This is a genomic window from Streptomyces sp. AC555_RSS877, assembly GCF_019049245.1.
Lineage (GTDB): Bacteria > Actinomycetota > Actinomycetes > Streptomycetales > Streptomycetaceae > Streptomyces.
In genome coordinates, this window is sequence record NZ_JAGMUK010000001.1 from 297752 (window position 1) to 317447 (window position 19696).

Below are 19696 nucleotides of genomic sequence, written 5' to 3' on the forward strand. Positions count from 1 at the left end.
CCCGTTACTCTGGGTTGTCCGCGAGGGACCTCGCCGCCCGGACGCAGTGGGCGAGGGCCTCGCGCGCGTACGCGGGGGACGCCCCCGCGAGTCCGCACGACGGCGTCACCGTGACCGCCTCCCCGAGAAGCCCCGGATGCAGCCCCAGCCTGCGCCACAACGTCCTGACACCCATGACGCTACCGGCAGGGTCTGACAACGGGCCGTCCGTGCCCGGCACGACACCGGCGAAGAGCCGGGTGCCGCCTTCCACCGCCTCGCCGATCACGTCGTCGTCACGCTCGGTGAGGAGCGAGAAGTCGAAGGAGACGGCCGCCGCGCCCGCCCGGCGCAGCAGGGCGAACGGGACGTCCGGTGCGCACGAGTGGACCACGACCGGCCCGCCGCCGTGAACCCCGATGACCTCCCGGAGCGTGGCCTCGACGGCCTGGCGGTCGGGGACGCGGTAGGTGCGGTAGCCGCTGGCCGTCTTCACCTGACCGCGCAGTACGGCGATGAGGGAGGGTTCGTCGAGCTGCAGGACGATCTGGGCGCCGGGTAGGCGGCGTCGCACGTCCGCGAGATGCTCCCGCAGTCCCTCGGTGAGCGAGCCGGCGAGGTCGCGGTAGGCGCCGGGGTCGGAGAGGACCGCCTCGCCGTTCTTCATCTCGAGGGCTGCGGCGAGGGTCCACGGCCCGACGGCCTGCACCTTGAGCTGCCCCTCGTAGCCCTGGGTGAACTCCTCCAGTGCGTCGAGGTCCTGGACGAGCCACGACCGGGCTCGCCTGGTGTCCCGTCCCGGGTGGTCGCCGAGCCGCCAGCCACTGGGCTCCACGCGCGCGTACAGCTCGACGAGCATCCCGGCGGTCCGGCCGATCATGTCCGCGCCGGGCCCGCGGGCGGGGAGCTCGGGCAGGAACGGGAAGTCGTCGAAGGATCCGGTGGCGGTCTTGGCGGCCTCCAGGGCGTCGCCGCCGGGGAGGGAGCCGATGCCGGTGGCGGGGGCGAAGCTGAAATGTGCGGTCACATGGGAAGCCTACGTAGGTGGCCGGGGCCGGGTGCACCGGAGCGGGTCCGGTTTCCCGCCCCCGCCGCCCCTACCCGTCCCGTCCCTGGGGGCTCCGGTCCCGGAAACCTGCACCTCCGAGGGACGCGTACCCCTCAGCGGCCCGGGCGGACCGTCAGGTCGTTGATCTCCGCGTCCCTCGGCAGGTCCACGGCCAGCAGGATCGTCGCCGCCACCGACTCGGGGTCGATCCACTGCGCCGGGTCGTACTCCTTGCCCTCCTGCTGGTGGACCTTGACCTGCATGGGGCTGGCCGTGCGGCCGGGATACACCGAGGTGACACGGACTCCGTTCGCGTGCTCCTCGTGGCGCAGCGCGTCCGCCAGGGCCTTCAGGCCGTGCTTCGACGCCGCGTACGCCGACCAGCCGGCGTGGGCGTTCAGGCCGGCGCCGGAGTTCACGAACACCACGTGCCCGTGCGCGGCGCGGAGTTGGGGCAGGAAGTGACGGGTCAGCTCGGCGGGGGCGACGAGGTTGACGTTGAGCTGGTGGCGCCAGGACTTGGGGGTCAGCTCGCCCACCGGGCCCAGGTCGACGACCCCGGCGATGTGGAGCAGGGAGTCCACTCGGTCGGGAAGCGACTGGTGTGAGAAGGCCCAGGACAGCTTGTCGGGGTCCGCGAGGTCGCCCACCAGTGTCTTCGCGCCGGGGAACTCCCCGGCCAACTCCTTCGCGCGGCCGGCGTCGCGCGCGTGCAGCACGAGTTCGTCCCCGCGCGCGTGCAGGCGGCGGGCCACGGCCGCGCCGATGCCGGATCCGGCTCCGGTGATCACATGAGTAGCCATGTCCGCCATGCTCGCACCAGGCCCCCTCAGGCCACGCCCCGGCTCTCCTCCAGGTACGCCAGCGCCCCCACCGGCTCCTCCGCGAAGAACACCAGGTCGCTCAGCGGGCGCGGCAGGAAGCCCTCGTCCTCCATGCGGCGGAACTGCTCCTTGAGGCCGTCGTAGAAGCCCGCGGTGTTGAGGAGCACCACCGGCTTGTCGGTGTGACCGTGCTTCTTCAGTTCCAGGATGTCGGTCGCCTCGTCGAGCGTGCCGGTGCCGCCGACCATGATGACGACCGCGTCGGCGTTCTCCAGGAGCAGTCTCTTGCTCCCCCACTGCCTCAAGGGCGTGGGGGGACCCCCATGGCCAGGTCGTGCGCGACGACCATCTCGTCGGCTCCCTGACGTGCCTTGGCCGCCAGGAACTGCACGGTGACGCCCAGCAGCCGGCCGCCCGCCTCGTGCACCCCGTCGGCGACCACCTTCATCAGCCCGACGTCGGATCCGCCCCACACCAGGGTGTGCCCGCCCTTGCCGATCAGCTTGGCGAACTCTCGCGCGGGGCGGGTGTACCGCTCGTCGAGGTCGGCCGCGGAGAGGAAGACGCAGATTCGCATGAAGCCGCGGTAGCCGGGAAGAACCGGCGGCCCGTGAGCGCTGTTCCGGTATGGCCCATGGACACACGATCACCATCGAGCAGGGCACGCAGCGCGTACGGGTCGTCCACGGCGACCGCGTGCTGGCGGAGACCGAACGGCCCCTCCTCCTGCGGGAGACGGGCTGTCCGGTGCGGTACTACATCCCCCCTGAGGACGTACGGCTCGACCTGCTGACGCCCTCCGAGACGCACACGTACTGCCCGTTCAAGGGCACCGCCTCGTACTGGTCGCGGCCGGACGCGGCCGATCTGGTCTGGTCGTACCCCGACCCGAAGCCGGACGTGGCCGACATAAAGGACCACCTCTGCTTCTACGAGGTGGAAGTGTCGTGACCGGTTAGTCCGGTGTCGTCCGGCAGTCTTCACAGGCATGGACAAGAAGACGACTTCACACGACGGCACCTCCCTCGCGTACGAGAGCACCGGTCAAGGCCCCGCGGTCATCCTGGTCAGCGGGGCCATGTCGACGGGGGCGACGGTGGCGCCGCTGGCCGTTCCGCTGGCCGGGGGGTTCAGCGTCGTCTGGTACGACCGCCGGGGCCGCGGCGCGAGCGGCGACACGCCTCCGTACGCGGTGCAGCGTGAGGTCGAGGACCTTGCGGCGCTGATCGAGGCGGCGGGCGGCGAGGCGTCGCTGTACGGCGTCTCCTCGGGCGGCGCGCTCGCGCTGCACGCGGCGGCGAGCGGGCTGCCGGTGCGCCGGGTCGCGGTGTACGAGCCGCCGTTCGCCGTGTACGAGGGCGGGGCGAAGGAACGCGCCGAGTACACCCGGGGTCTGACCGAGGCGCTCGCCCAGGGCCGGCGCGGCGACGCGGTGGAGCTGTTCCTGCGGCTCACCGGGCTGGCCGAGGAGATGATCCAGGGTGCCCGCCGGTCCCCCATGTGGCCCGGCATGGAGGCCGTCGCGCCGAGCCTCGCCCACGACAACGCCGTGATGGGCGACGGCCTGGTCCCCCGGGACCTGCTGGCCTCGATCACCGTCCCCGTCCTGGCCGTCGCGGGAGGGGCGAGCCCCGCCTGGCTGCGCGAGGCGGCGCAGGAGGTCGCCGAGGCGGTGCCGGAGGGCACGTACCGGGCGCTGGAGGGGCAGACCCACATGGCGGACCCGAACGCCCTCGCACCCGTGCTGGCGGAGTTCTTCGCCCAGTGACCCAAGTGCCGTTCCGAGCAGGCCCGGCGAGCCGGGCCGAACCGGGCCGAGGCCGGGCCGAACCGGGCCGAGGCCGGGCCGAACCGGGCCGAGGCCGGGCTGAGGCCGGGCCGAGGCCGGGCTGAGGCCGGGCCGAGGCCGGGCCGAGGCCGGGCTGAGCCCGGGCTGAGCCCGGGCTGAGGCCGGGCTGAGGCCGGCCTCAGCCCGGCGGCTCCTCCGGTTACGCCGCGCCCGCCGTCGCCCGCACGGTGGACGCGATCGTCGCCGACCCCACCACGCGCGTGCCGTCGTACAGGACGATCGCCTGGCCGGGGGCCACGCCCCGGACCGGCTCCGCGAAGGTGACCTCCAGGGAGCCGTCGACGGGTTCGGCGGTGACCTCGGTCTCGCCGCCGTGGGCGCGCAGCTGGGCGGTGTAGGTGCCGGGGCCGGTCGGGGCGGCGCCGCACCAGCGCGGCTTGATGGCGGTGAGCGCGCTCACGTCCAGGGCGTCGGCCGGGCCGACCGTCACCGTGTTGTTCACCGGCGAGATGTCGAGGACGTAGCGCGGCTTGCCGTCGGCGGCGGGGGTGCCGATGCGCAGGCCCTTGCGCTGGCCGATGGTGAAGCCGTACGCGCCCTCGTGGGTGCCGAGCTTCGCGCCCGACTCGTCGACGATCTCGCCCTCGGCCTTGCCGAGGCGAGAGGCGAGGAAGCCCTGGGTGTCGCCGTCGGCGATGAAGCAGATGTCGTGCGAGTCGGGCTTCTTGGCCACCGCGAGGCCCCTGCGCTCGGCCTCCGCGCGGATCTCGTCCTTGGTCGTCGTGGTGTCGCCGAGCGGGAACATCGCGTGGGCGAGCTGCCGGTCGTCCAGGACGCCGAGGACGTACGACTGGTCCTTGGCCATGTCGGAGGCACGGTGCAGCTCACGGGTGCCGTCGTCCCGCACGATCACCTGGGCGTAGTGGCCCGTGCAGACCGCGTCGAAGCCGAGGGCGAGGGCCTTGTCGAGCAGGGCGGCGAACTTGATCTTCTCGTTGCAGCGCAGGCAGGGGTTCGGGGTGCGGCCGGCCTCGTACTCGGCGACGAAGTCCTCGACCACGTCCTCGCGGAAGCGGTCGGCGAGGTCCCACACGTAGAACGGGATGCCGATGACGTCCGCGGCGCGGCGGGCGTCGCGCGAATCCTCGATGGTGCAACAGCCACGGGCGCCCGTGCGGAACGATTGCGGGTTCGCCGAGAGGGCGAGGTGGACGCCGGTCACGTCGTGTCCGGCCTCGGCCGCGCGGGCGGCGGCGACGGCGGAGTCGACCCCGCCCGACATGGCGGCGAGGACGCGGAGAGGACGAGTGGGCTGTGTGGTGTCAGTCATAACCCTTCAAGAGTAAGGGGACTCGGGAACCGCAGCCCACGAGTATCCGTTCACGATCACATGGGGGCCACAGGAGCAGGCAAGGACAAGACCGCCGGTGCGGACACGGACCGGCGGATCGGCCGGCGTGCACTGCTGATCGGCGGTACGGCGGCCGCGGCGGGCACGGCCGTGCTGGCCCGTGACGAGCTGGCACGCCTGTGGTGGCGTGCGCCCGGCGTGGAGAAGCCGCGCAAGGCGGGCGAGGTCGACTACGCCGGCGCGCGCTGGGTGGGCGCGTCCGACGCGAACTGGCGGCGCGCGGACCGCCCCGACGACTTCGGCATAGACATGGTGGTCATCCATGTCACCCAGGGCAGCTTCGACAGTGCGGTGAAGGTCTTCCAGGACCCCGGACACGGCGCGGCCTCGCACTACATCGTCCGCAAGGACGGTCACATCACGCAGATGATCCGCGAGCTGGACGTGGCGTACCACGCGGGCAACCGCGACTACAACGAACGCAGTGTCGGCATCGAGCACGCGGGCTTCGTCGACCGGCCGCAGGACTTCACGGACGAGATGTACGAGGCCTCGGCCCGGCTCACGGCCCGCATATGCGCGCGCTACGACATCCCGGTCGACCGCGAGCATGTCATCGGCCATGTGGAGGTGCCGGGGACGGACCACACCGATCCCGGGAAGCACTGGGACTGGGACCGGTACATGAAGCTCGTACGACAGGCGCGTACGGCGGTGGCCTGAGCGGTCCCGGGCGAGGCCCCGGGGAGGGAGGGCCCTACGTCAGCCCCGCCGCGCGTGCCCGCTCCACCGCCGGGCCGATCGCCTTGGCGACGGCCTCGACGTCGGCCTCCGTGGAGGTGTGGCCGAGGGAGAAGCGGAGGGTGCCGCGGGCCAGGTCCGGGTCGGTGCCGGTGGCGAGGAGGACGTGGCTGGGCTGGGCGACGCCCGCGGTGCAGGCGGAGCCGGTGGAGCACTCGATGCCCTGGGCGTCCAGGAGGAGGAGCAGGGAGTCGCCCTCGCAGCCCGGGAAGGTGAAGTGGGCGTTGGCCGGCAGGCGGCCGCCGGGAGCCGGGTCGCCGCCCAGGATGGCGTCCGGGACCGCCTTGAGGACCTCCTCGACGAGGCTGTCGCGCAGGGTGCCGATCTCGCGCTCGAACCACTCGCGCTGTTCGGCGGCCAGCCGGCCGGCGACCGCGAAGGAGGCGACCGCGGGGACGTCGAGGGTGCCGGAGCGGACGTGCCGCTCCTGGCCGCCGCCGTGCAGGACGGGGACGGGGGTGTGCTCACGGCCGAGGAGCAGGGCGCCGATGCCGTACGGGCCGCCGATCTTGTGGCCCGAGACCGTCATCGCGGCGAGGCCGGAGGCGGCGAAGTCGACGGGTACCTGGCCGAAGGCCTGGACGGCGTCGGCGTGCAGGGGGACGTCGAACTCGGCGGCTGTTTCGGCGAGTTCACGAATCGGCAGGACCGTGCCGATCTCGTTGTTCGCCCACATGACGGTGGCCAGGGCGACGTCGGCGGGGTTGCGGGCGATCGCCTCGCGCAACGCGTCGGGGTGGACCCGGCCGTACGCGTCGACCGGCAGGTACTCGATCGTGGCGCCCTCGTGTTCGCCCAGCCAGTGCACGGCGTCCAGGACGGCGTGGTGCTCGACGGGGCTCGCGAGGACCCGGGTGCGGGCCGGGTCTGCGGCGCGGCGGGACCAGTAGAGACCCTTGACGGCGAGGTTGTCGGCCTCGGTGCCGCCGGAGGTGAAGACGACCTCGCTGGGGCGGGCGCGGAGTGCTTCCGCGAGGGTTTCGCGGGCCTCCTCGACGGTTCGCCTCGCTCGGCGGCCCGATGCGTGCAGGGAGGACGCGTTGCCGGTGCTGGCCAGGTGCGCGGTGAGTGCCTCGACTGCCTCGGGAAGCATCGGGGTGGTCGCGGCGTGGTCGAGGTATGCCATGGTGACGCCGATTCTACGGGGCCTGGGGCCGGGCCTCGGCGGGGCGTCTCGCGGCGGCGGACCGGGCGGCGCCGCGTTCACAAGCTCCGGGCGCGGTCAGAAGCTCCAGGAGACCGAGCTGTCCATCTGCATGAACGCCAGCAGGACCAGCAGGTCGGCGACCCCGAGCCCCATGCCCAGATAGGCACGGCCCCTGCGGGTCGTGCCACGCCACAGGGAGACGGCTGCCAGGACGATGGCGGTCGGGCCGAGCACGACGTTGAGGACTAGGAGGCCGAGAAGGCCGAGGACGAAGGATGCGACGGCCATGCCGTCGGCGTCGCGGATGCCGGTGCGGCGGGTGGCCGGTGCGGTGAGTTGCATGACGGGTCAGCTCCTGGAAGTCGCGTAAGCCGCGGGACGGTTGGTCAGTGGGTGGTGCCGCGGCGGCGGCCGTGGCGCTCGCGGATCGCGAAGATGCCGAGCCAGGCGGCGATCACGACGGCGGCGACGGCGGTGAAGCCGATCGGCGCGTGCGCGACGGTGCCGAGGACGACACCGAGCAGCAGGAGTGCGGCGACGAGGAACAGCATGGGTGGGACCCCCTCCGACGAGATGCCTCTCGATGCCTCTTGACGGCGATCGATGACGACTCCCGTGACGTTTCGGTGAACGGTTGTAGTTACACTTGTTCACTGACTTCCCAGTCTAGCGCCTCCTATGACTTTCCAATTACAGAGAACAGTTGTTAACTGCATGGCATGAGTCACACCCTCGGCATCCGGCAGGCACAGAAACAGAAGACCCGGCAGGCACTCCTCGACGCCGCGTTGGAACTGCTGGAGGAGCAGAGCCTGAGCAGTCTCGGCCTGCGTGAGGTCACCCGTGCCGTCGGCGTCGCCCCCACGGCCTTCTACCGGCACTTCCGCTCCACCGCGGATCTCGGCGTGGCCCTGGTCGAGGAGGCGGTGGGAGGCCTGCACCCGATGATCCGGACGACGGTGTCCGGGGCCGACGACCACGACCAACGCATCACCCGTGCCGTCCAGTTGATCGCCGGTCATGTGGCCGAGTACCCCGCACATGTCCGCTTTATCGCCCGCGAGCGACACGGCGGAGTCCAGCCGGTGCGGGAGGCGATACGCGGCCAACTGGCCCGTTTCGGCGAGGAGGTGAGGGCCGAGCTGGCCAAGGACCCCGAGTCGGCGGGCTGGAGCGAGGACGACCTCCTCATGCTGGCCAACCTGTACGTCGACCAGATGCTGATCACCGCCTCCCTGTTCCTGGAGGCGCTGGAGGCCACCGAGGAGGAGCGCGAGCGGGTCGTCCAGGTGGCGACCCGGCAGCTGCGCCTGATCAGCATCGGCCGTGATCACTGGCTGGACTGAGCCCGGACGACGCGGTGCAGGGCGTACGAACGGTGCAGGGCGTACGACAGGGCGGCACACCCGTCGGCCGGGTGTGCCGCCCCTTTCGTACGCGGTGCGCGGCCGGTTGTGAGCTCGGCCCGCCTACGCCTGGCCTCTCAGCCGAGCCTGGCCCTGGCCAGCTGCCGTGACTGCGCGACCAGCCGGTCGGCGCTGTCCCAGACCTCGGCGTCCTCCTCGAGGAATCCGCCGGCGAGGTTGCGGGTGGTGATCGAGACGCGCAGCGGGCCCGGGGCCGGGCGGCACCGGACGTGGACCGTCAGTTCGACTGTGGGCACCCAGCCCGACAGGCCGATCTCGAAGGCGGTGGGCGGCAGCGCGTCGACCGCGAGGAGCAGCGAGAGGGGGTCGGCGTCACGGCCGTCGGCGAGGCCGAACCAGGCCCGCATCTCCCCCTTGCCGGAGGGCGCGCCGAGCGCCCAGCCCAGCGTCGACGGGTCGAGCTTCAGCATCAGCCGGTCGGCGATCGCCGAGCTGCCGTCGACGGGGGCCGGCCCGTCCTCCGGACCGAAGCACTGGTCCATGGGCGGGAAGGCGGGCGGCTCGGCCGTCGTGCGGACGTCTTCCGGCAGCGAGTCCAGGTCCCCGTAGGAGGCGAGCACGCGGATACGTTCGGCCTCGCGGCCCTGGTCGTCGTACTGGAAGAGGGAGGCCTGGCCGGTCGACAGTGTGCGGCCGGTGCGGACGACGTTCGTGCGGACGACCGCCGGGCCCGGCTGGGACGCGGTCAGGTAGTGCGCCGAGATGGTGAACGGGTCGGCGTGCGGCAGGGCGTCCGCGAGCGCGCGGCCCAGGACGGCGAGCAGGTAACCGCCGTTGACGGCGCTGATGATCGTCCAGCCGGCGGAGAGGTCGGTGTCGTAGACCCCGGGTTCGCGCAGGGTGACCGCGGTGTCCCGGTCGAACTCGCTGTCGCCGATGACGGCGCGCACGGTAGCTGCTTCTGGCATGCCTGAACGGTACAACAAGTCATTACTAAGCGGTAGCTTTCCGCGTTACGGCCGCATGACATCGCGCACCGCACCCCCAGGTGAGGGGCACACAGTATTTCGGTAAGTGTCCCCACACGTCCGTGAACCCGGGCCCCCGGCCGGCCCTCTCCAAAGACATGAGCCTCACCGGGACTTCGTTCCTCTGCACCCTGATCGCAATGGCCGTCGCCGCCGTCGCGCTGCCGCTCGCCCTGTGGTCGCGGATGCGGGGACCCCGACCCCTGCGCGCCGCGGCCCGAGTGCTGATGCTGCTGTTCGCCCAGGGCACGGCGGTCGCCCTGGTCTTCACGCTGGTCAACAACGCGAACAACCTCTACGACAACTGGGCCGACCTCCTCGGCACCGGCGACCACGTCCAGCAGGCCGTCGACCTCGGCGCCGACGGCACCGGCGGGATCGTGCTGAACCGGCTGCCCAAGGTCCGCCAGACGTTCACGGGGACCGGCGCCGTGCGGGTCACACAGCTCAAGGGCCGGGTGTCGGGCGTGAACGCCGAGGTCTACGTCTGGCTACCGCCGCAGTACGACGAACCCGCCTACCGGAACCACACCTTCCCGGTGGTGGAACTGCTGTCGGGCTATCCCGGATCGGCGAAGGCCTGGTTCGGGTCCCTGCACGCCGACGAACAGCTGCTGCCGCTGATGCGCGACCGCGAGGTGGCGCCGTTCATCCTGGTCGCCCCGCGCACCAACCTGCTGGCCGGCGTGGACCCGGGCTGCGCCAACATCCCGGGCACGGTGAACGCGGACAGCTGGCTCAGCGTGGACGTGCCGAGAATGGTCATGGACAACTTCCGTACCGAATCCGCCCCGGCCGGCTGGGCGGTGGCCGGATACTCGGCGGGCGCGCACTGCGCGGCGAAGCTCGCCGTCGCGCACCCCGATCGCTACCGGGCCGCGGTCAGCCTGTCCGGCTACAACGACCCGATCGGCGAACGCAACTCGCTGGCCGCGCAGACCCCCGCCCTGCGCAACGCCAACAACCCGTACCTGCTGCTGCGCGAGGCCCGCACCCCGCCCGCGATCGCGCTCTACCTCTCCGGCCAGCCGCACGACGGCTACGAGGCGGCCGTGGCCCTCGCCCAGGCCGCGAAGGCGCCGACGACCGTGCACGTGGTCTACATCCCGAAGAGCGCGGGCGGACACACCATGGCGCTGTGGCGGCCGCAGGTGGTGCCCGCCTTCCGCTGGCTGACCGAACAACTGGGCCTGGGAGCCGCGGCTACTCCTCCCGCACGGTCGACCGGCGGTTCCACGCACGCGGCGCTCGCCAGTGGAACCGCATGGCGAGCAGCCGCAGCACGAAGGCGGTGACGACCGCGAGCGTGCTGGTGAGCGGGTTGAGGACGTCGTAGTGGATGCACAGGACGACCAGGGTGGCGCCGACCATCGCCGGGACGGCGTACAGGTCGCGGTCCCAGCGCAGCAGCGAGGGCACCTCATTGGCGAGCACGTCCCGCAGCACACCGCCGCCGACCGCGGTGGCGAGCCCGAGGGCCGCCGACTGGGTCAGGCCGAGCCCGTACTCGTACGCCTTCGTCGTGCCGGCGACGCAGAACAGGCCGAGGCCGGCCGCGTCGAAGACGTTCACGCCGGACTGGATGCGCTCCACGTGCGGGTGCAGGAAGAAGACCAGGAGGGCGGCGAGCAGCGGGGTGACGAAGTACCCGAGGTCGGTGAAGGCGGCGGGCGGTACGGCCCCGATGATCAGATCGCGGAACAGCCCGCCGCCCAGCGCGGTGACCTCGGCGAGGACGGCGATGCCGAAGACGTCGAAGTTCTTGCGCACGGCCAGCAGGGCGCCGGAGATCGCGAAGACGAAGATGCCGATCAGGTCGAGCGTGTGCTGAACGGACGGGCTGAACAGTTGCTGAAGCACCCTGCCATTCTTACCCATAACTGAGCCCCCGCCTTGTGATGGAAGGCGGGGGCTCGGTTACGGGCTACTTGTCGTTGGTGTCCTTGGTGACGTCGGTCTCCTTGGCGACCTCCGCCGCCACCGCCGCCGACGTCTCCGCCGACTCCGCCAGCACCTCGTCCGCGACCAGCTCGGCCGCCTCCTTGGCCACCGTGAGCAGCACGGTGTCCTGCGGGGCCTGGTCCTCGAAGTTCTCCGGGTGGTGACAGGCGACCTGCTGGCCGGGCTTCAGCTCCGCGAGCGGCGGCTCGGTCGTCTTGCAGATCTCCGTCGCCTTCCAGCACCGGGTGTGGAAACGGCAGCCGCTCGGCGGCGAGATCGGCGAGGGCACGTCGCCCTTGAGCAGGATGCGCTCGCTCTTGGCCGACTTGCGGCGCGGGTCCGGGATCGGCACCGCCGACATGAGCGCCTTGGTGTACGGGTGCATCGGCGCCCGGTACAGCGCGTCGCGGTCGGCGAGCTCCACGATCTTGCCGAGGTACATCACGGCGATACGGTCCGAGACATGGCGTACGACGGACAGGTCGTGCGCGATGATCACGTACGTCAGGCCCAGCTCCTGCTGGAGGTCGTCCAGGAGGTTCACGACCTGCGCCTGGATCGACACGTCCAGAGCCGAGACCGGCTCGTCCGCCACGACCAGCTTCGGGTTCAGCGCGAGCGCGCGGGCGATGCCGATGCGCTGGCGCTGGCCGCCGGAGAACTCGTGCGGGTAGCGGTTGTAGTGCTCGGGGTTGAGGCCCACGACCGACAGCAGCCGCTGCACTTCCTTCTTGATGCCGCCCTCGGGCTCGACGCCCTGCAGCTTGAAGGGAGCGCCGACGATCGTGCCGATGGTGTGGCGCGGGTTCAGCGACGAGTACGGGTCCTGGAAGATCATCTGCACGTCGCGGCGCAGCGGGCGCATGCCGCTCACCCCGAGGTGCGTGATGTCCTTGCCCTCGAACTCGACCTTGCCCGCGGTCGGTTCGAGCAGCCGGGTGATCAGCCGGCCCATCGTGGACTTGCCGCAGCCGGACTCGCCCACCACGCCGAGCGTCTCGCCGGCGCGGACCTCGAAGTCGATGCCGTCGACCGCGTGCACCGCACCGACCTGCCGCTGGAGCAGACCCTTCTTGATCGGGAAGTGCTTCTTCAGCCCGGTCACCTTCAGCAGGACCTCGCCGGGGGCGGGATCCTTCGTGAGGGTCGCGGCGCCCTCCTCCTGAGGCGCACCGCCCTGCGCGGGAATGGTCACCGCTTTCTCGTCGTCACTCACAGCTTCGGCGCAATCTCTTCGGTCCAGATACGCTCCCGCTGCTCCGTGCCCAGGTGGCAGGCCGCCCAGTGCCGGCTGCCCACTTCGGCGAGCTCGGGGCGGACGGTGCGGGTGACGTCGTCCTTCGGGAGGTCCGCGTACGGGCAGCGCGGGTTGAAGGCGCAGCCCGACGGGATGTTGATCAGCGAGGGCGGGGAGCCCTTGACCGGGATCAGACGCTCCTGCTGCTCACGGTCCAGGCGCGGCATCGAGCCGAGCAGACCCCAGGTGTAGGGGTGCCGGGGCTCGTAGAACACCTTGTCGGCCGGGCCCCGCTCGACGCAGCGGCCGCCGTACATCACCAGGATGTCGTCGGCCAGTTCGGCGACGACGCCCAGGTCGTGGGTGATGACGATGACCGCGGAGCCGAACTCCTTCTGCAGGTCCCGGATCAGGTCGAGGATCTGCGCCTGGACGGTCACGTCCAGAGCAGTCGTCGGCTCGTCCGCGATCAGCAGCTCGGGGTTGTTGACCAGCGACATCGCGATCATCGCGCGCTGGCGCATACCGCCGGAGAACTCGTGCGCGTAGCTGTCGACGCGCTTGTCCGGCTGCGGGATGCCCACCCGGTCGAGCATCTCGACCGCGCGACGCTTGGCGGTCTTCTTGTCGACGTCGTGGTGGATCCGGTACGCCTCCACGATCTGCTGGCCGATCGTGTAGTACGGGTGCAGCGCCGACAGCGGATCCTGGAAGATCATCGCCATCTCGCGGCCGCGCAGCTTGCGCACGTAGTCCGGGTCGGCGGACAGGAGTTCGGTCCCGTCCAGCCAGATCTCGCCGGAGATCTGGGCCTTGCGCTTGCCGTACTGGCCGGCGGTGTGCAGGCCCATGATGCCGAGCGAGGTCACCGACTTGCCGGAGCCGGACTCGCCCACGATGCCGAGGGTCTTGCCCTTCTCCAGCTGGAAGCTGAGCCCGTCGACGGACTTGACCAGGCCGTCGTCGGTCGGGAAGTGCACCTTCAGGTCGCGCACTTCCAGGAAGGAGGTCGGGGCGGGCGAGGAACCGGTGGGCTCGCCCACGGCCGCTCCGCTCTTGCTGAGTTCGGTCATGTGAGCCTCACTCGGGGGTCGATCACGGCGTACAGGATGTCCACCACGAGGTTGGCGACGAGCACCGCGAGGGATGTGATCAGGGTGACGCCCACGATGATGGGCAGGTCCTGGTTGCGGATGGCGTCCAGTACGGCTCGGCCGAGGCCGGGCAGATTGAACGTGGACTCGGTCAGGATCGCGCCACCGATCAGGGCGCCGAGGTCCATGCCGAGCATGGTCAGGATCGGCGTCATCGTCGAGCGCATGGCGTGCTTGCCGATGACGGTCTGTTCCTTGAGGCCCTTGGCGCGGGCGGTGCGGATGTAGTCCTCGCCCAGGATCTCCATCATGGTGGCGCGGGTGATCCGGGCGTACATCGCCGCGTAGAGGAACGCCAGGGTGATCCACGGCAGGATCATGCCGCCGAACCAGCCGCCGAAGCTGTCCTCCAGAGGCACGTACTGCGCGTCGATCCATTTCAGCCCGAAGGCGAAGATCGCCAGGCTGAGCATGCCGGTGAAGTAGATGGGGAGGGAGACACCCGCGAGGGCGACGACCATCGCACCGCGGTCCCACAGGGTGCCCCGCTTGAGCGCGGAGAGCACACCCGCCGCGACACCGAAGACCAGCCACAGCACGGCCGCACCGAGCGCGAGACCCAGGGTCACCGGGAATCGGTCGGTGAGCACCGGCCAGACGGCCTGCTCGCTGCGGAAGGAGTAGCCGAAACACGGTGCGGAGCAGTGGATCGTGTCGCCGCCGCCCGTGTAGGTGCGGCCGGCGAAGATGCCCTTGAAGAACTCCCAGACCTGGGCGTAGATCGGGTCGCCCAGGCCGAGCTTCTCGCGCACGCCCTCGACGGCGGCAGGGTCGGCCTGCTTGCCCACGAAGCTCAAGGCGATGTCTACGCCCGCCCACTTCGGGACGAGGAAGAAGATGCCGAAGACCACCATGATGATGACCACGAGCATCACTGCGGCGGCGAACAACCGCCTGATGAGGTAAGCGAGCACAGCTCTCGGCCCGCCGCGGACCGCGGGCCACCGGAGGTCTTCCGGTGGCCCGCGATCACGCTGCGCCGGCCTTCACCTGCCTTTCGTGCCGTTCGGCGGGTGTGCCGGGTTTACTTCTTCGGGTTCTTCAGACCGAGGTTGACGAAGTCGTACTGACCGCTGTAGCCGTCGGTCGTGTAGACGTTCGCCAGGTTGCTCGAGCGCCAGTTGATGAACTTCTCGTAGACGAAGGGCAGGTAGTACGCGCCCTCCATCACCTTGTGGTTGATCTCCGTGGCGATCTTTTCCTTGCCGGCGTCGTCCAGGGTCGTCACGTACGAGTCGAACAGACCGTCGATCGTCTTGTCGTCGATGAGCGCGTAGTTGTTGTTACCGCTCTCCTGGATGTACTTGCTGCTCCACAGCGGCAGACCGAAGCCCTGGACGGACGGGAAGTCCGGACCCCAGCCCATGATGATGATGCCGTAGTTCTTCTTCTTCACGTTCGCCGGGCTGCCGATGATGCCGGCGGTCTGCGAGCCGTCGTACTGGTCGATCTCGGCGGTGATGCCGATCTTCTTCAGCGACGCCTGCAGCGACTGGGCGGTGGCCACCTCGACCGGCTTGTTGTTGCGGACGGCGATGGTGGTCTTGAAGCCGTTCGGCTGACCGCAGGCCTTCAGCTCTTCCTTGGCCTTGGCGGTGTTGCCGTCCTTGTTGGCACCGGCGAGCTCGTACGGGTCGTACTTCTGGCCCTCGGAGCCCGGGACGGACGGCGGCAGCATGTTGGTGCCGATGTCACCACCGGCGATCGGGCCACCGCGAGCGGTCTGCAGCGACACGTGGTCGGCACCGTAGATGACGGCCTTGCGGCACTCGATCTTGTCGAACGGCTTCACGCTCTGCGGGAAGACCGCGTAACGGATGTAGCCGGAGACCGGGTTGTCCAGGTTGGCCTTGTGCTGCTTGAGGGCGGTGGTGCGGCCCTGCGGCGACATGCCGGTCTGGTTCAGGTCGAGGTCCAGGTCCCCGTTGAGCAGGCGCTGGTCCAGCTGGTTGGCGTCCGAGAAGAACTGGATGGTGATCTTGTCCGGGTAGGCCTTGCGGACCGGGTCCGAGGCCTGCTTCCACTCGGTGTTGCGGACCAGGGTGAGGTCCTTGCCCGGGTTGTACGACTGGAACTTGTACGGGCCGGAGGAGAACGGGTGCAGGCCGTACTTGCCCTTGGTGTCCTTGTCCTGGCGGACCGGCGAGGCCGAGACCAGGGCCAGCATCTCCTCGAAGTCCGAGTTGGCCTGCGGCAGCTTGAAGACGATGGTCTTGTCGTCCGGCGTCTCGATGGCCTTCAGACCGAGCTTGTCGGCGGAGGTGTCCTTGTACGGGCCCTTGTACTCGCCCTTGGGGTCGAGCACGTCCTTCAGGTACGTCGGACCGCCGGACAGCACGTCCTGCGCCCACACGCGCTCGATGCCGTACTTGACGTCCTTCGAGGTGATCGGCTTGCCGTCCTCCCACGTACTGCCGTCGCGCAGCGTGTACGTGTAGGTCTTGCCGTCGTCCGTGACCTTGGCGGTCGAGGTGGCGAGGTCCGGAGTGATCTCGGCACCGGCCGCGCCCGGCTCCGCCTTGTTCGTGACGAGCTGGCGGCTGTAGTAGCGGGCGAAGTTCCACATCATGCCGTAGTAACCGCGCGTGGTGTCCCACGAGTCGGCGTCCTGGGCACCACCGAACTTCAGCGTGCCGCCCTTCTTGGCGGCGGAGGCCTGGGCGACCTTGTTGTTCGCGGCGTCGAAGCCGGCGGCGCCGGTGCTCGAGCCCTTGTCGCCGTCGTCTCCACCGCCGCCGCACGCCGCCGTGGTCAGCAGCGCGGCGACCGCGGCGACAGCGGCAAACGCCTGCTTCCGCCGCCCTGAGGTGCGTTGGGTAGTCACGATCTCGGATCCTCCGGATTTGATGAGAGACCCCGTGTGAGTGCCACGGGACAGTTGGGGTGCCGCGCTTGGACGGTCAGCGGTTCAACGGGAGGCCTTCGGGTCCAGCGCGTCCCGGACGCCGTCGCCGAAGAGGTTGAAGGCCAGCACGGTGATGAAGATCGCCACGCCTGGGACCACCATGTACATGGGGTCCGACTCGTAGTAGTCGATCGCACTCGAGAGCATCTGCCCCCACGAGGCCGTGGGCGGCTTGACGCCCACGCCCAGGAAGCTGAGCGCCGCCTCGGTGAGGATGTTGGTGGGGATCATCATCGTCGTGTACACGACGATCGGGGCGACGAGGTTCGGCAGCAACTCCTTGAACAGGATGTACAGCCGCCCCGCGCCCAGCGATCGGGCCGCCTCGACGTACTCGCGCTCACGCAGCGAGAGCGTCTGGCCGCGCACGACGCGTCCGATGTAGGGCCAGCCGAAGAAACCGATGACCAGGATCATCACGAAGACACGCACGCTCGAACCGGTCAGCCCCAGCATGTCGTTCGGCATGACGGAGACCAGCGCGATGATGAACAGCAGCTGCGGGAAGGCGAGCAGACCGTCCATCACCCGGCTGATCACGGAGTCGACCCAGCCGCCGAAGAAGCCGGCGAGGATGCCCAGCACCGTTCCGAGGATCACGGCCACCAGCGCGGACAGGAAGCCGACCAGCAGCGAGATCCGGGCGCCGTAGAGGATGCGGGCGAGGATGTCGCGGCCGTTGACCGGCTCGACGCCGAGCAGGTGTTCGCCGCTGATGCCGCCCAGAGAGCCCGTGGGCGTACCGAACAGCGGGTCGATGAGGTTCTCGTGGTACTCGTTCGGGTCCTGCCCGAGGATCCCGGTGATGACCGGGGCGAGCAGCGCGATCACCACGAGGAAGAGAACCACGACGCCACCCGTCAGGGCGAGCTTGTCCCGCTTGAGGCGCTCCCAGGCGATCCGGCCCAGGGAGCGTCCCTGAACGGCCTTCGCATCGGCGCTGACCAGCGCCGCTTCTTCGGCCGCACTCGGGGCCGCTTCCGCGGTCGGCTCGTGCAATGGTGCCGTCATCTGGCAGGGACCCCTCTCAACCGGCGGTAGCCGGCCCGCACTTGCCGCTGTGGCGGCATTGATCAGTCCGTCGTACACAGGGACGAAAGGTCCCTGGTGCCGGAGTCTTCAACGCTTTGGCGATCTGTTGCCAGACTTGGCGGTGAAAGGATGCATAAACGTGATGCGGGCTGGAGGGTTCCGTTATCCGGACGCCGGGTAACGCGGGTCGGACGCAGACCAGTTAGGACATTTTGGGCGCATGCGGACGATCCACCCTGTTCTACGCGCGAAGATGTGCCGGGCCATCAGGGCCGGGCAGACGTTCGGTCAGTATCCGCCGCGAGCCGGCGGATAGCCGTATCCGGCCGCCGGAGCCTGGACCGAGGAGGGGGCCGGGGCGGGCGCCGCATGGGCCTCACGGTCGTAGAACGGGCGGGCGCTCGCCCGCATCCACAGCGCCACCGGGTCGTACTCGTCGGACATCGCCACGGTCGACACCGGCAGCCCGTCCGGGACCGCTCCGATCGACTGCTGCATCATCGCGCGCACCGAGTCGACGGCCGGCGGACTGGTGTCGTACACGTCGAGACCGATGGCCAGATACGGCGCCCCGAGCGCGGGTTGCACCCAGGCGCGGCGCAGGGAGCGGACGGCCGGGGTGCGGTGGGCGTTCTGCGCCATCTGGGCGTAGAACTGCGGGATTTCGATGCCGGGCTCGGACAGCCGGAGCGGACCGGCGGGCTGGCGCTCCAGGCCGGTGGCGATGCGGCGCAGATCGAGCCACGGAATGCCGACGCCGCCACCGGGGGCGTGCGGGTTCAGCCACAGGCCGTAGTGGTCCGGGTACAGGGTGCGGGCGACGTCGATTCCGTCGACGACCTCGTAGGAGCGGTTCCAGCCGCTGGCCGAGAGTTCCTGGGCCGAGGTGACGCACGGGGCGTAGCCGTAGCCGTCGACCTCCATGTTTCCGTACTGGGCGTCGGGGGAGCCTGCCTGGCCGTGCCACAGGAGCATCCAGATCTGGCCGGAGGAGGGGGTCGCGAGCGCGCGCAGGAGTGCCTCGTAGGCGTCGTAGCGCCCGGGCGTCACCTGGCGCAGCATGTGCTCGACCTGACCGGCCGCGATGCCGCTGGCGCTCACCTGTACCGCCCCTTCGTGAAGTTCCTCGATATGAAACCAGCTTATGTGGCGGCGCCGACAGCAGCCGCCCAGGAGCTCGGGACTTGTTCGCCGTCGGCCGGTGCAGGTCGCGGGGGCCGGTCGCGCGGTTCCCGAGCCCCTGAATACCTCAGTAGCCGTACTGATAGAAGGGTTGGACCTGCTCGCGCATCCAGTGGCCCACCGGGTCGTCCGCCACGTCCAGGAGGACCAGGTTGACCGGCCAGGGGGCCGGGGCGCGTCCCAGGGCCCTCGCCAGGGCGTCCATGGGGACCGTGCGCAGGTCGGGGGCCTCCCCGTGGGAGAGCTCCACGCCCACGAACATCACCGGGTCCGCGGTCTCGATCGCCGCCAGGCAGCGGCGGGCGGTGAGGATGACGCCTGTCGACGCGAACTCGGCCGAGGCCGCGGCGAGGAAGTCGACGGGGTCGTTCTGCCAGTCCGGCTCGTAGAGCTTGACGCGGCCGCCGCTCGCCGGGCCGTCCAGCGGGGTGCGGCCGGAGCGGCACAGTTCGGCCACGGCGGCCGGGGGCAGCGGGACGCCGACCGTGCCGTCCGGGTTCACGGCGATGCCGATCTGCGGGGGCAGGCCGCGGGCGAACTCCACCGCGGGCGCGATGGTGTACGACAGGTGCGAGCCGACGACCTGGCGGAACTGCTCCTCGGAGCTGAAGACCGGGACGTAGGCCTGGCCGTCGATCTCCAGGGTGGGAAGGTCGAGCGGACCGCTGTGCGGGCCGCCGCCGCCGGGCAGCGGCACCCACACGAAGCTGCGGCCGAGCACCTCGATGATCCGCCCGCCGGCTCCGGGGATGCCGAGGGAGGCGGAGAGCACCTCCTCCAACTCGTTGCCGGGCCATCCGCCGTGCGAAGGGGGGTGTGCCTGTGCCGGGAACTCCGAGAAGCCCGCTGGGAGATCCGCCGGGAAGTCCATCTGCTGCCTACCGCCTGCCGAGTACCGCTGCTGTGGCTGA

Annotated in this window: 20 protein-coding genes and 1 pseudogene; 5 read left to right on the top strand and 16 right to left on the bottom strand. The window is 70.3% G+C overall.

All coding sequences use genetic code 11. From position 1 onward, the window contains the following. Positions 1–4 precede the first annotated feature (4 nt). The 3 genes and pseudogenes from KUM49_RS01320 to KUM49_RS01330 all read right to left on the bottom strand — a co-directional run bounded on the left by KUM49_RS01320 (position 5) and on the right by KUM49_RS01330 (position 2428). Positions 5–1006, bottom strand: a complete 1002-nt coding sequence (locus KUM49_RS01320) for a methionine synthase (protein ID WP_217234752.1) — start codon at positions 1004–1006, stop codon at positions 5–7. A gap of 134 nt (positions 1007–1140) precedes the next feature. Then, positions 1141–1839 carry an SDR family oxidoreductase gene (locus KUM49_RS01325; RefSeq protein WP_217234753.1) on the bottom strand — a complete coding sequence of 233 codons (699 nt, stop codon included), beginning with the start codon at positions 1837–1839 and terminating at the stop codon, positions 1141–1143. A 17-nt stretch (positions 1840–1856) separates the two neighbouring features. After that, positions 1857–2428, bottom strand: a pseudogene (locus KUM49_RS01330) (TIGR00730 family Rossman fold protein). A gap of 50 nt (positions 2429–2478) precedes the next feature. On the opposite strand from KUM49_RS01330, the gene KUM49_RS01335 reads away from it, so the two are divergent. Beyond that, positions 2479–2802, top strand: a complete 324-nt coding sequence (locus KUM49_RS01335) for a DUF427 domain-containing protein (RefSeq protein WP_217234754.1) — start codon at positions 2479–2481, stop codon at positions 2800–2802. A 37-nt stretch (positions 2803–2839) separates the two neighbouring features. Beyond that, on the top strand, positions 2840–3619 hold the full coding sequence (locus KUM49_RS01340; RefSeq protein ID WP_217234755.1) for an alpha/beta fold hydrolase: 780 nt from the start codon (positions 2840–2842) through the stop codon (positions 3617–3619). A 220-nt stretch (positions 3620–3839) separates the two neighbouring features. Here the strand turns inward: KUM49_RS01340 and mnmA are convergent, their stop codons facing one another. Next, positions 3840–4970 (bottom strand): tRNA 2-thiouridine(34) synthase MnmA, encoded by a 1131-nt coding sequence (gene mnmA / locus KUM49_RS01345; protein ID WP_217234756.1) that lies wholly within the window; start codon positions 4968–4970, stop codon positions 3840–3842. 60 nt (positions 4971–5030) lie between these two features. Here mnmA and KUM49_RS01350 point away from each other — a divergent pair, with 60 nt between their 5' ends. Then, positions 5031–5714, top strand: coding sequence for an N-acetylmuramoyl-L-alanine amidase (locus KUM49_RS01350; protein WP_217234757.1), 684 nt, complete (start codon positions 5031–5033; stop codon positions 5712–5714). Between the two features lie 34 nt (positions 5715–5748). Here KUM49_RS01350 and KUM49_RS01355 read toward each other — a convergent pair whose 3' ends face one another. The 3 genes from KUM49_RS01355 to KUM49_RS01365 form a co-directional block, all read right to left on the bottom strand. Continuing rightward, complete coding sequence (locus tag KUM49_RS01355; protein ID WP_217234758.1) at positions 5749–6918, bottom strand: cysteine desulfurase family protein; 1170 nt, start codon at positions 6916–6918, stop codon at positions 5749–5751. 96 nt (positions 6919–7014) lie between these two features. After that, positions 7015–7281 carry a DUF4190 domain-containing protein gene (locus tag KUM49_RS01360; protein WP_217234759.1) on the bottom strand — a complete coding sequence of 89 codons (267 nt, stop codon included), beginning with the start codon at positions 7279–7281 and terminating at the stop codon, positions 7015–7017. Positions 7282–7325: 44 nt separating this feature from the next. Then, positions 7326–7490, bottom strand: a complete 165-nt coding sequence (locus KUM49_RS01365; protein ID WP_217234760.1) for a hypothetical protein — start codon at positions 7488–7490, stop codon at positions 7326–7328. A 168-nt stretch (positions 7491–7658) separates the two neighbouring features. Here KUM49_RS01365 and KUM49_RS01370 point away from each other — a divergent pair, with 168 nt between their 5' ends. Further along, entirely contained in the window at positions 7659–8285 is a 627-nt protein-coding gene (locus tag KUM49_RS01370; protein WP_217234761.1) for a TetR family transcriptional regulator, read from the top strand. A 137-nt stretch (positions 8286–8422) separates the two neighbouring features. On the opposite strand, the gene KUM49_RS01375 is transcribed toward KUM49_RS01370, so the two are convergent. After that, positions 8423–9274 carry a thioesterase family protein gene (locus KUM49_RS01375; protein ID WP_217234762.1) on the bottom strand — a complete coding sequence of 284 codons (852 nt, stop codon included), beginning with the start codon at positions 9272–9274 and terminating at the stop codon, positions 8423–8425. A gap of 158 nt (positions 9275–9432) precedes the next feature. Here KUM49_RS01375 and KUM49_RS01380 point away from each other — a divergent pair, with 158 nt between their 5' ends. Continuing rightward, positions 9433–10629, top strand: a complete 1197-nt coding sequence (locus KUM49_RS01380; RefSeq protein ID WP_217234763.1) for an esterase family protein — start codon at positions 9433–9435, stop codon at positions 10627–10629. Here KUM49_RS01380 and KUM49_RS01385 read toward each other — a convergent pair. The 8 genes from KUM49_RS01385 to KUM49_RS01420 form a co-directional block, all read right to left on the bottom strand. Next, the gene (locus KUM49_RS01385) at positions 10538–11194 is read right to left on the bottom strand and encodes a trimeric intracellular cation channel family protein (protein ID WP_217234764.1); all 657 of its coding nucleotides are present in this window, start codon (positions 11192–11194) and stop codon (positions 10538–10540) included. The two genes, KUM49_RS01380 and KUM49_RS01385, sit on opposite strands and share 92 nt — an antisense overlap. 64 nt (positions 11195–11258) lie before the next feature. Further along, positions 11259–12470, bottom strand: a complete 1212-nt coding sequence (locus KUM49_RS01390; RefSeq protein WP_374200120.1) for an ABC transporter ATP-binding protein — start codon at positions 12468–12470, stop codon at positions 11259–11261. Between the two features lie 17 nt (positions 12471–12487). Continuing rightward, positions 12488–13585 (bottom strand): ABC transporter ATP-binding protein, encoded by a 1098-nt coding sequence (locus KUM49_RS01395; RefSeq protein WP_217234766.1) that lies wholly within the window; start codon positions 13583–13585, stop codon positions 12488–12490. Further along, positions 13582–14580: an ABC transporter permease gene (locus tag KUM49_RS01400; RefSeq protein ID WP_217234767.1), complete on the bottom strand. Its 999-nt coding sequence runs from the start codon at positions 14578–14580 to the stop codon at positions 13582–13584. Before KUM49_RS01400 ends, KUM49_RS01395 begins: the two co-directional genes overlap by 4 nt. A 110-nt stretch (positions 14581–14690) precedes the next feature. Then, positions 14691–16490 carry an ABC transporter substrate-binding protein gene (locus KUM49_RS01405; protein ID WP_217234768.1) on the bottom strand — a complete coding sequence of 600 codons (1800 nt, stop codon included), beginning with the start codon at positions 16488–16490 and terminating at the stop codon, positions 14691–14693. 84 nt (positions 16491–16574) lie between these two features. Next, positions 16575–17582, bottom strand: coding sequence for an ABC transporter permease (locus KUM49_RS01410; protein WP_217234769.1), 1008 nt, complete (start codon positions 17580–17582; stop codon positions 16575–16577). A gap of 309 nt (positions 17583–17891) precedes the next feature. After that, on the bottom strand, positions 17892–18704 hold the full coding sequence (locus KUM49_RS01415) for an enhanced serine sensitivity protein SseB C-terminal domain-containing protein (RefSeq protein WP_217234770.1): 813 nt from the start codon (positions 18702–18704) through the stop codon (positions 17892–17894). Between the two features lie 148 nt (positions 18705–18852). Next, a complete protein-coding gene (locus KUM49_RS01420) occupies positions 18853–19656 on the bottom strand; it encodes an enhanced serine sensitivity protein SseB (protein ID WP_217234771.1) in 804 nt (267 codons plus the stop codon). Positions 19657–19696: the final 40 nt, after the last annotated feature.

What these genes read in the sequence shown, in the direction of transcription:
- KUM49_RS01325 (WP_217234753.1), bottom strand. Translation starts at nt 1,839, where the DNA reads ATGGCGGACATGGCTACTCATGTGATCACCGGAGCCGGATCCGGCATC.
- KUM49_RS01335 (WP_217234754.1), top strand. Translation starts at nt 2,479, where the DNA reads ATGGCCCATGGACACACGATCACCATCGAGCAGGGCACGCAGCGCGTA.
- KUM49_RS01340 (WP_217234755.1), top strand. Translation starts at nt 2,840, where the DNA reads ATGGACAAGAAGACGACTTCACACGACGGCACCTCCCTCGCGTACGAG.
- mnmA (WP_217234756.1), bottom strand. Translation starts at nt 4,970, where the DNA reads ATGACTGACACCACACAGCCCACTCGTCCTCTCCGCGTCCTCGCCGCC.
- KUM49_RS01350 (WP_217234757.1), top strand. Translation starts at nt 5,031, where the DNA reads ATGGGGGCCACAGGAGCAGGCAAGGACAAGACCGCCGGTGCGGACACG.
- KUM49_RS01355 (WP_217234758.1), bottom strand. Translation starts at nt 6,918, where the DNA reads ATGGCATACCTCGACCACGCCGCGACCACCCCGATGCTTCCCGAGGCA.
- KUM49_RS01360 (WP_217234759.1), bottom strand. Translation starts at nt 7,281, where the DNA reads ATGCAACTCACCGCACCGGCCACCCGCCGCACCGGCATCCGCGACGCC.
- KUM49_RS01365 (WP_217234760.1), bottom strand. Translation starts at nt 7,490, where the DNA reads ATGCTGTTCCTCGTCGCCGCACTCCTGCTGCTCGGTGTCGTCCTCGGC.
- KUM49_RS01370 (WP_217234761.1), top strand. Translation starts at nt 7,659, where the DNA reads ATGAGTCACACCCTCGGCATCCGGCAGGCACAGAAACAGAAGACCCGG.
- KUM49_RS01375 (WP_217234762.1), bottom strand. Translation starts at nt 9,274, where the DNA reads ATGCCAGAAGCAGCTACCGTGCGCGCCGTCATCGGCGACAGCGAGTTC.
- KUM49_RS01380 (WP_217234763.1), top strand. Translation starts at nt 9,433, where the DNA reads ATGAGCCTCACCGGGACTTCGTTCCTCTGCACCCTGATCGCAATGGCC.
- KUM49_RS01395 (WP_217234766.1), bottom strand. Translation starts at nt 13,585, where the DNA reads ATGACCGAACTCAGCAAGAGCGGAGCGGCCGTGGGCGAGCCCACCGGT.
- KUM49_RS01410 (WP_217234769.1), bottom strand. Translation starts at nt 17,582, where the DNA reads ATGACGGCACCATTGCACGAGCCGACCGCGGAAGCGGCCCCGAGTGCG.
- KUM49_RS01420 (WP_217234771.1), bottom strand. Translation starts at nt 19,656, where the DNA reads ATGGACTTCCCGGCGGATCTCCCAGCGGGCTTCTCGGAGTTCCCGGCA.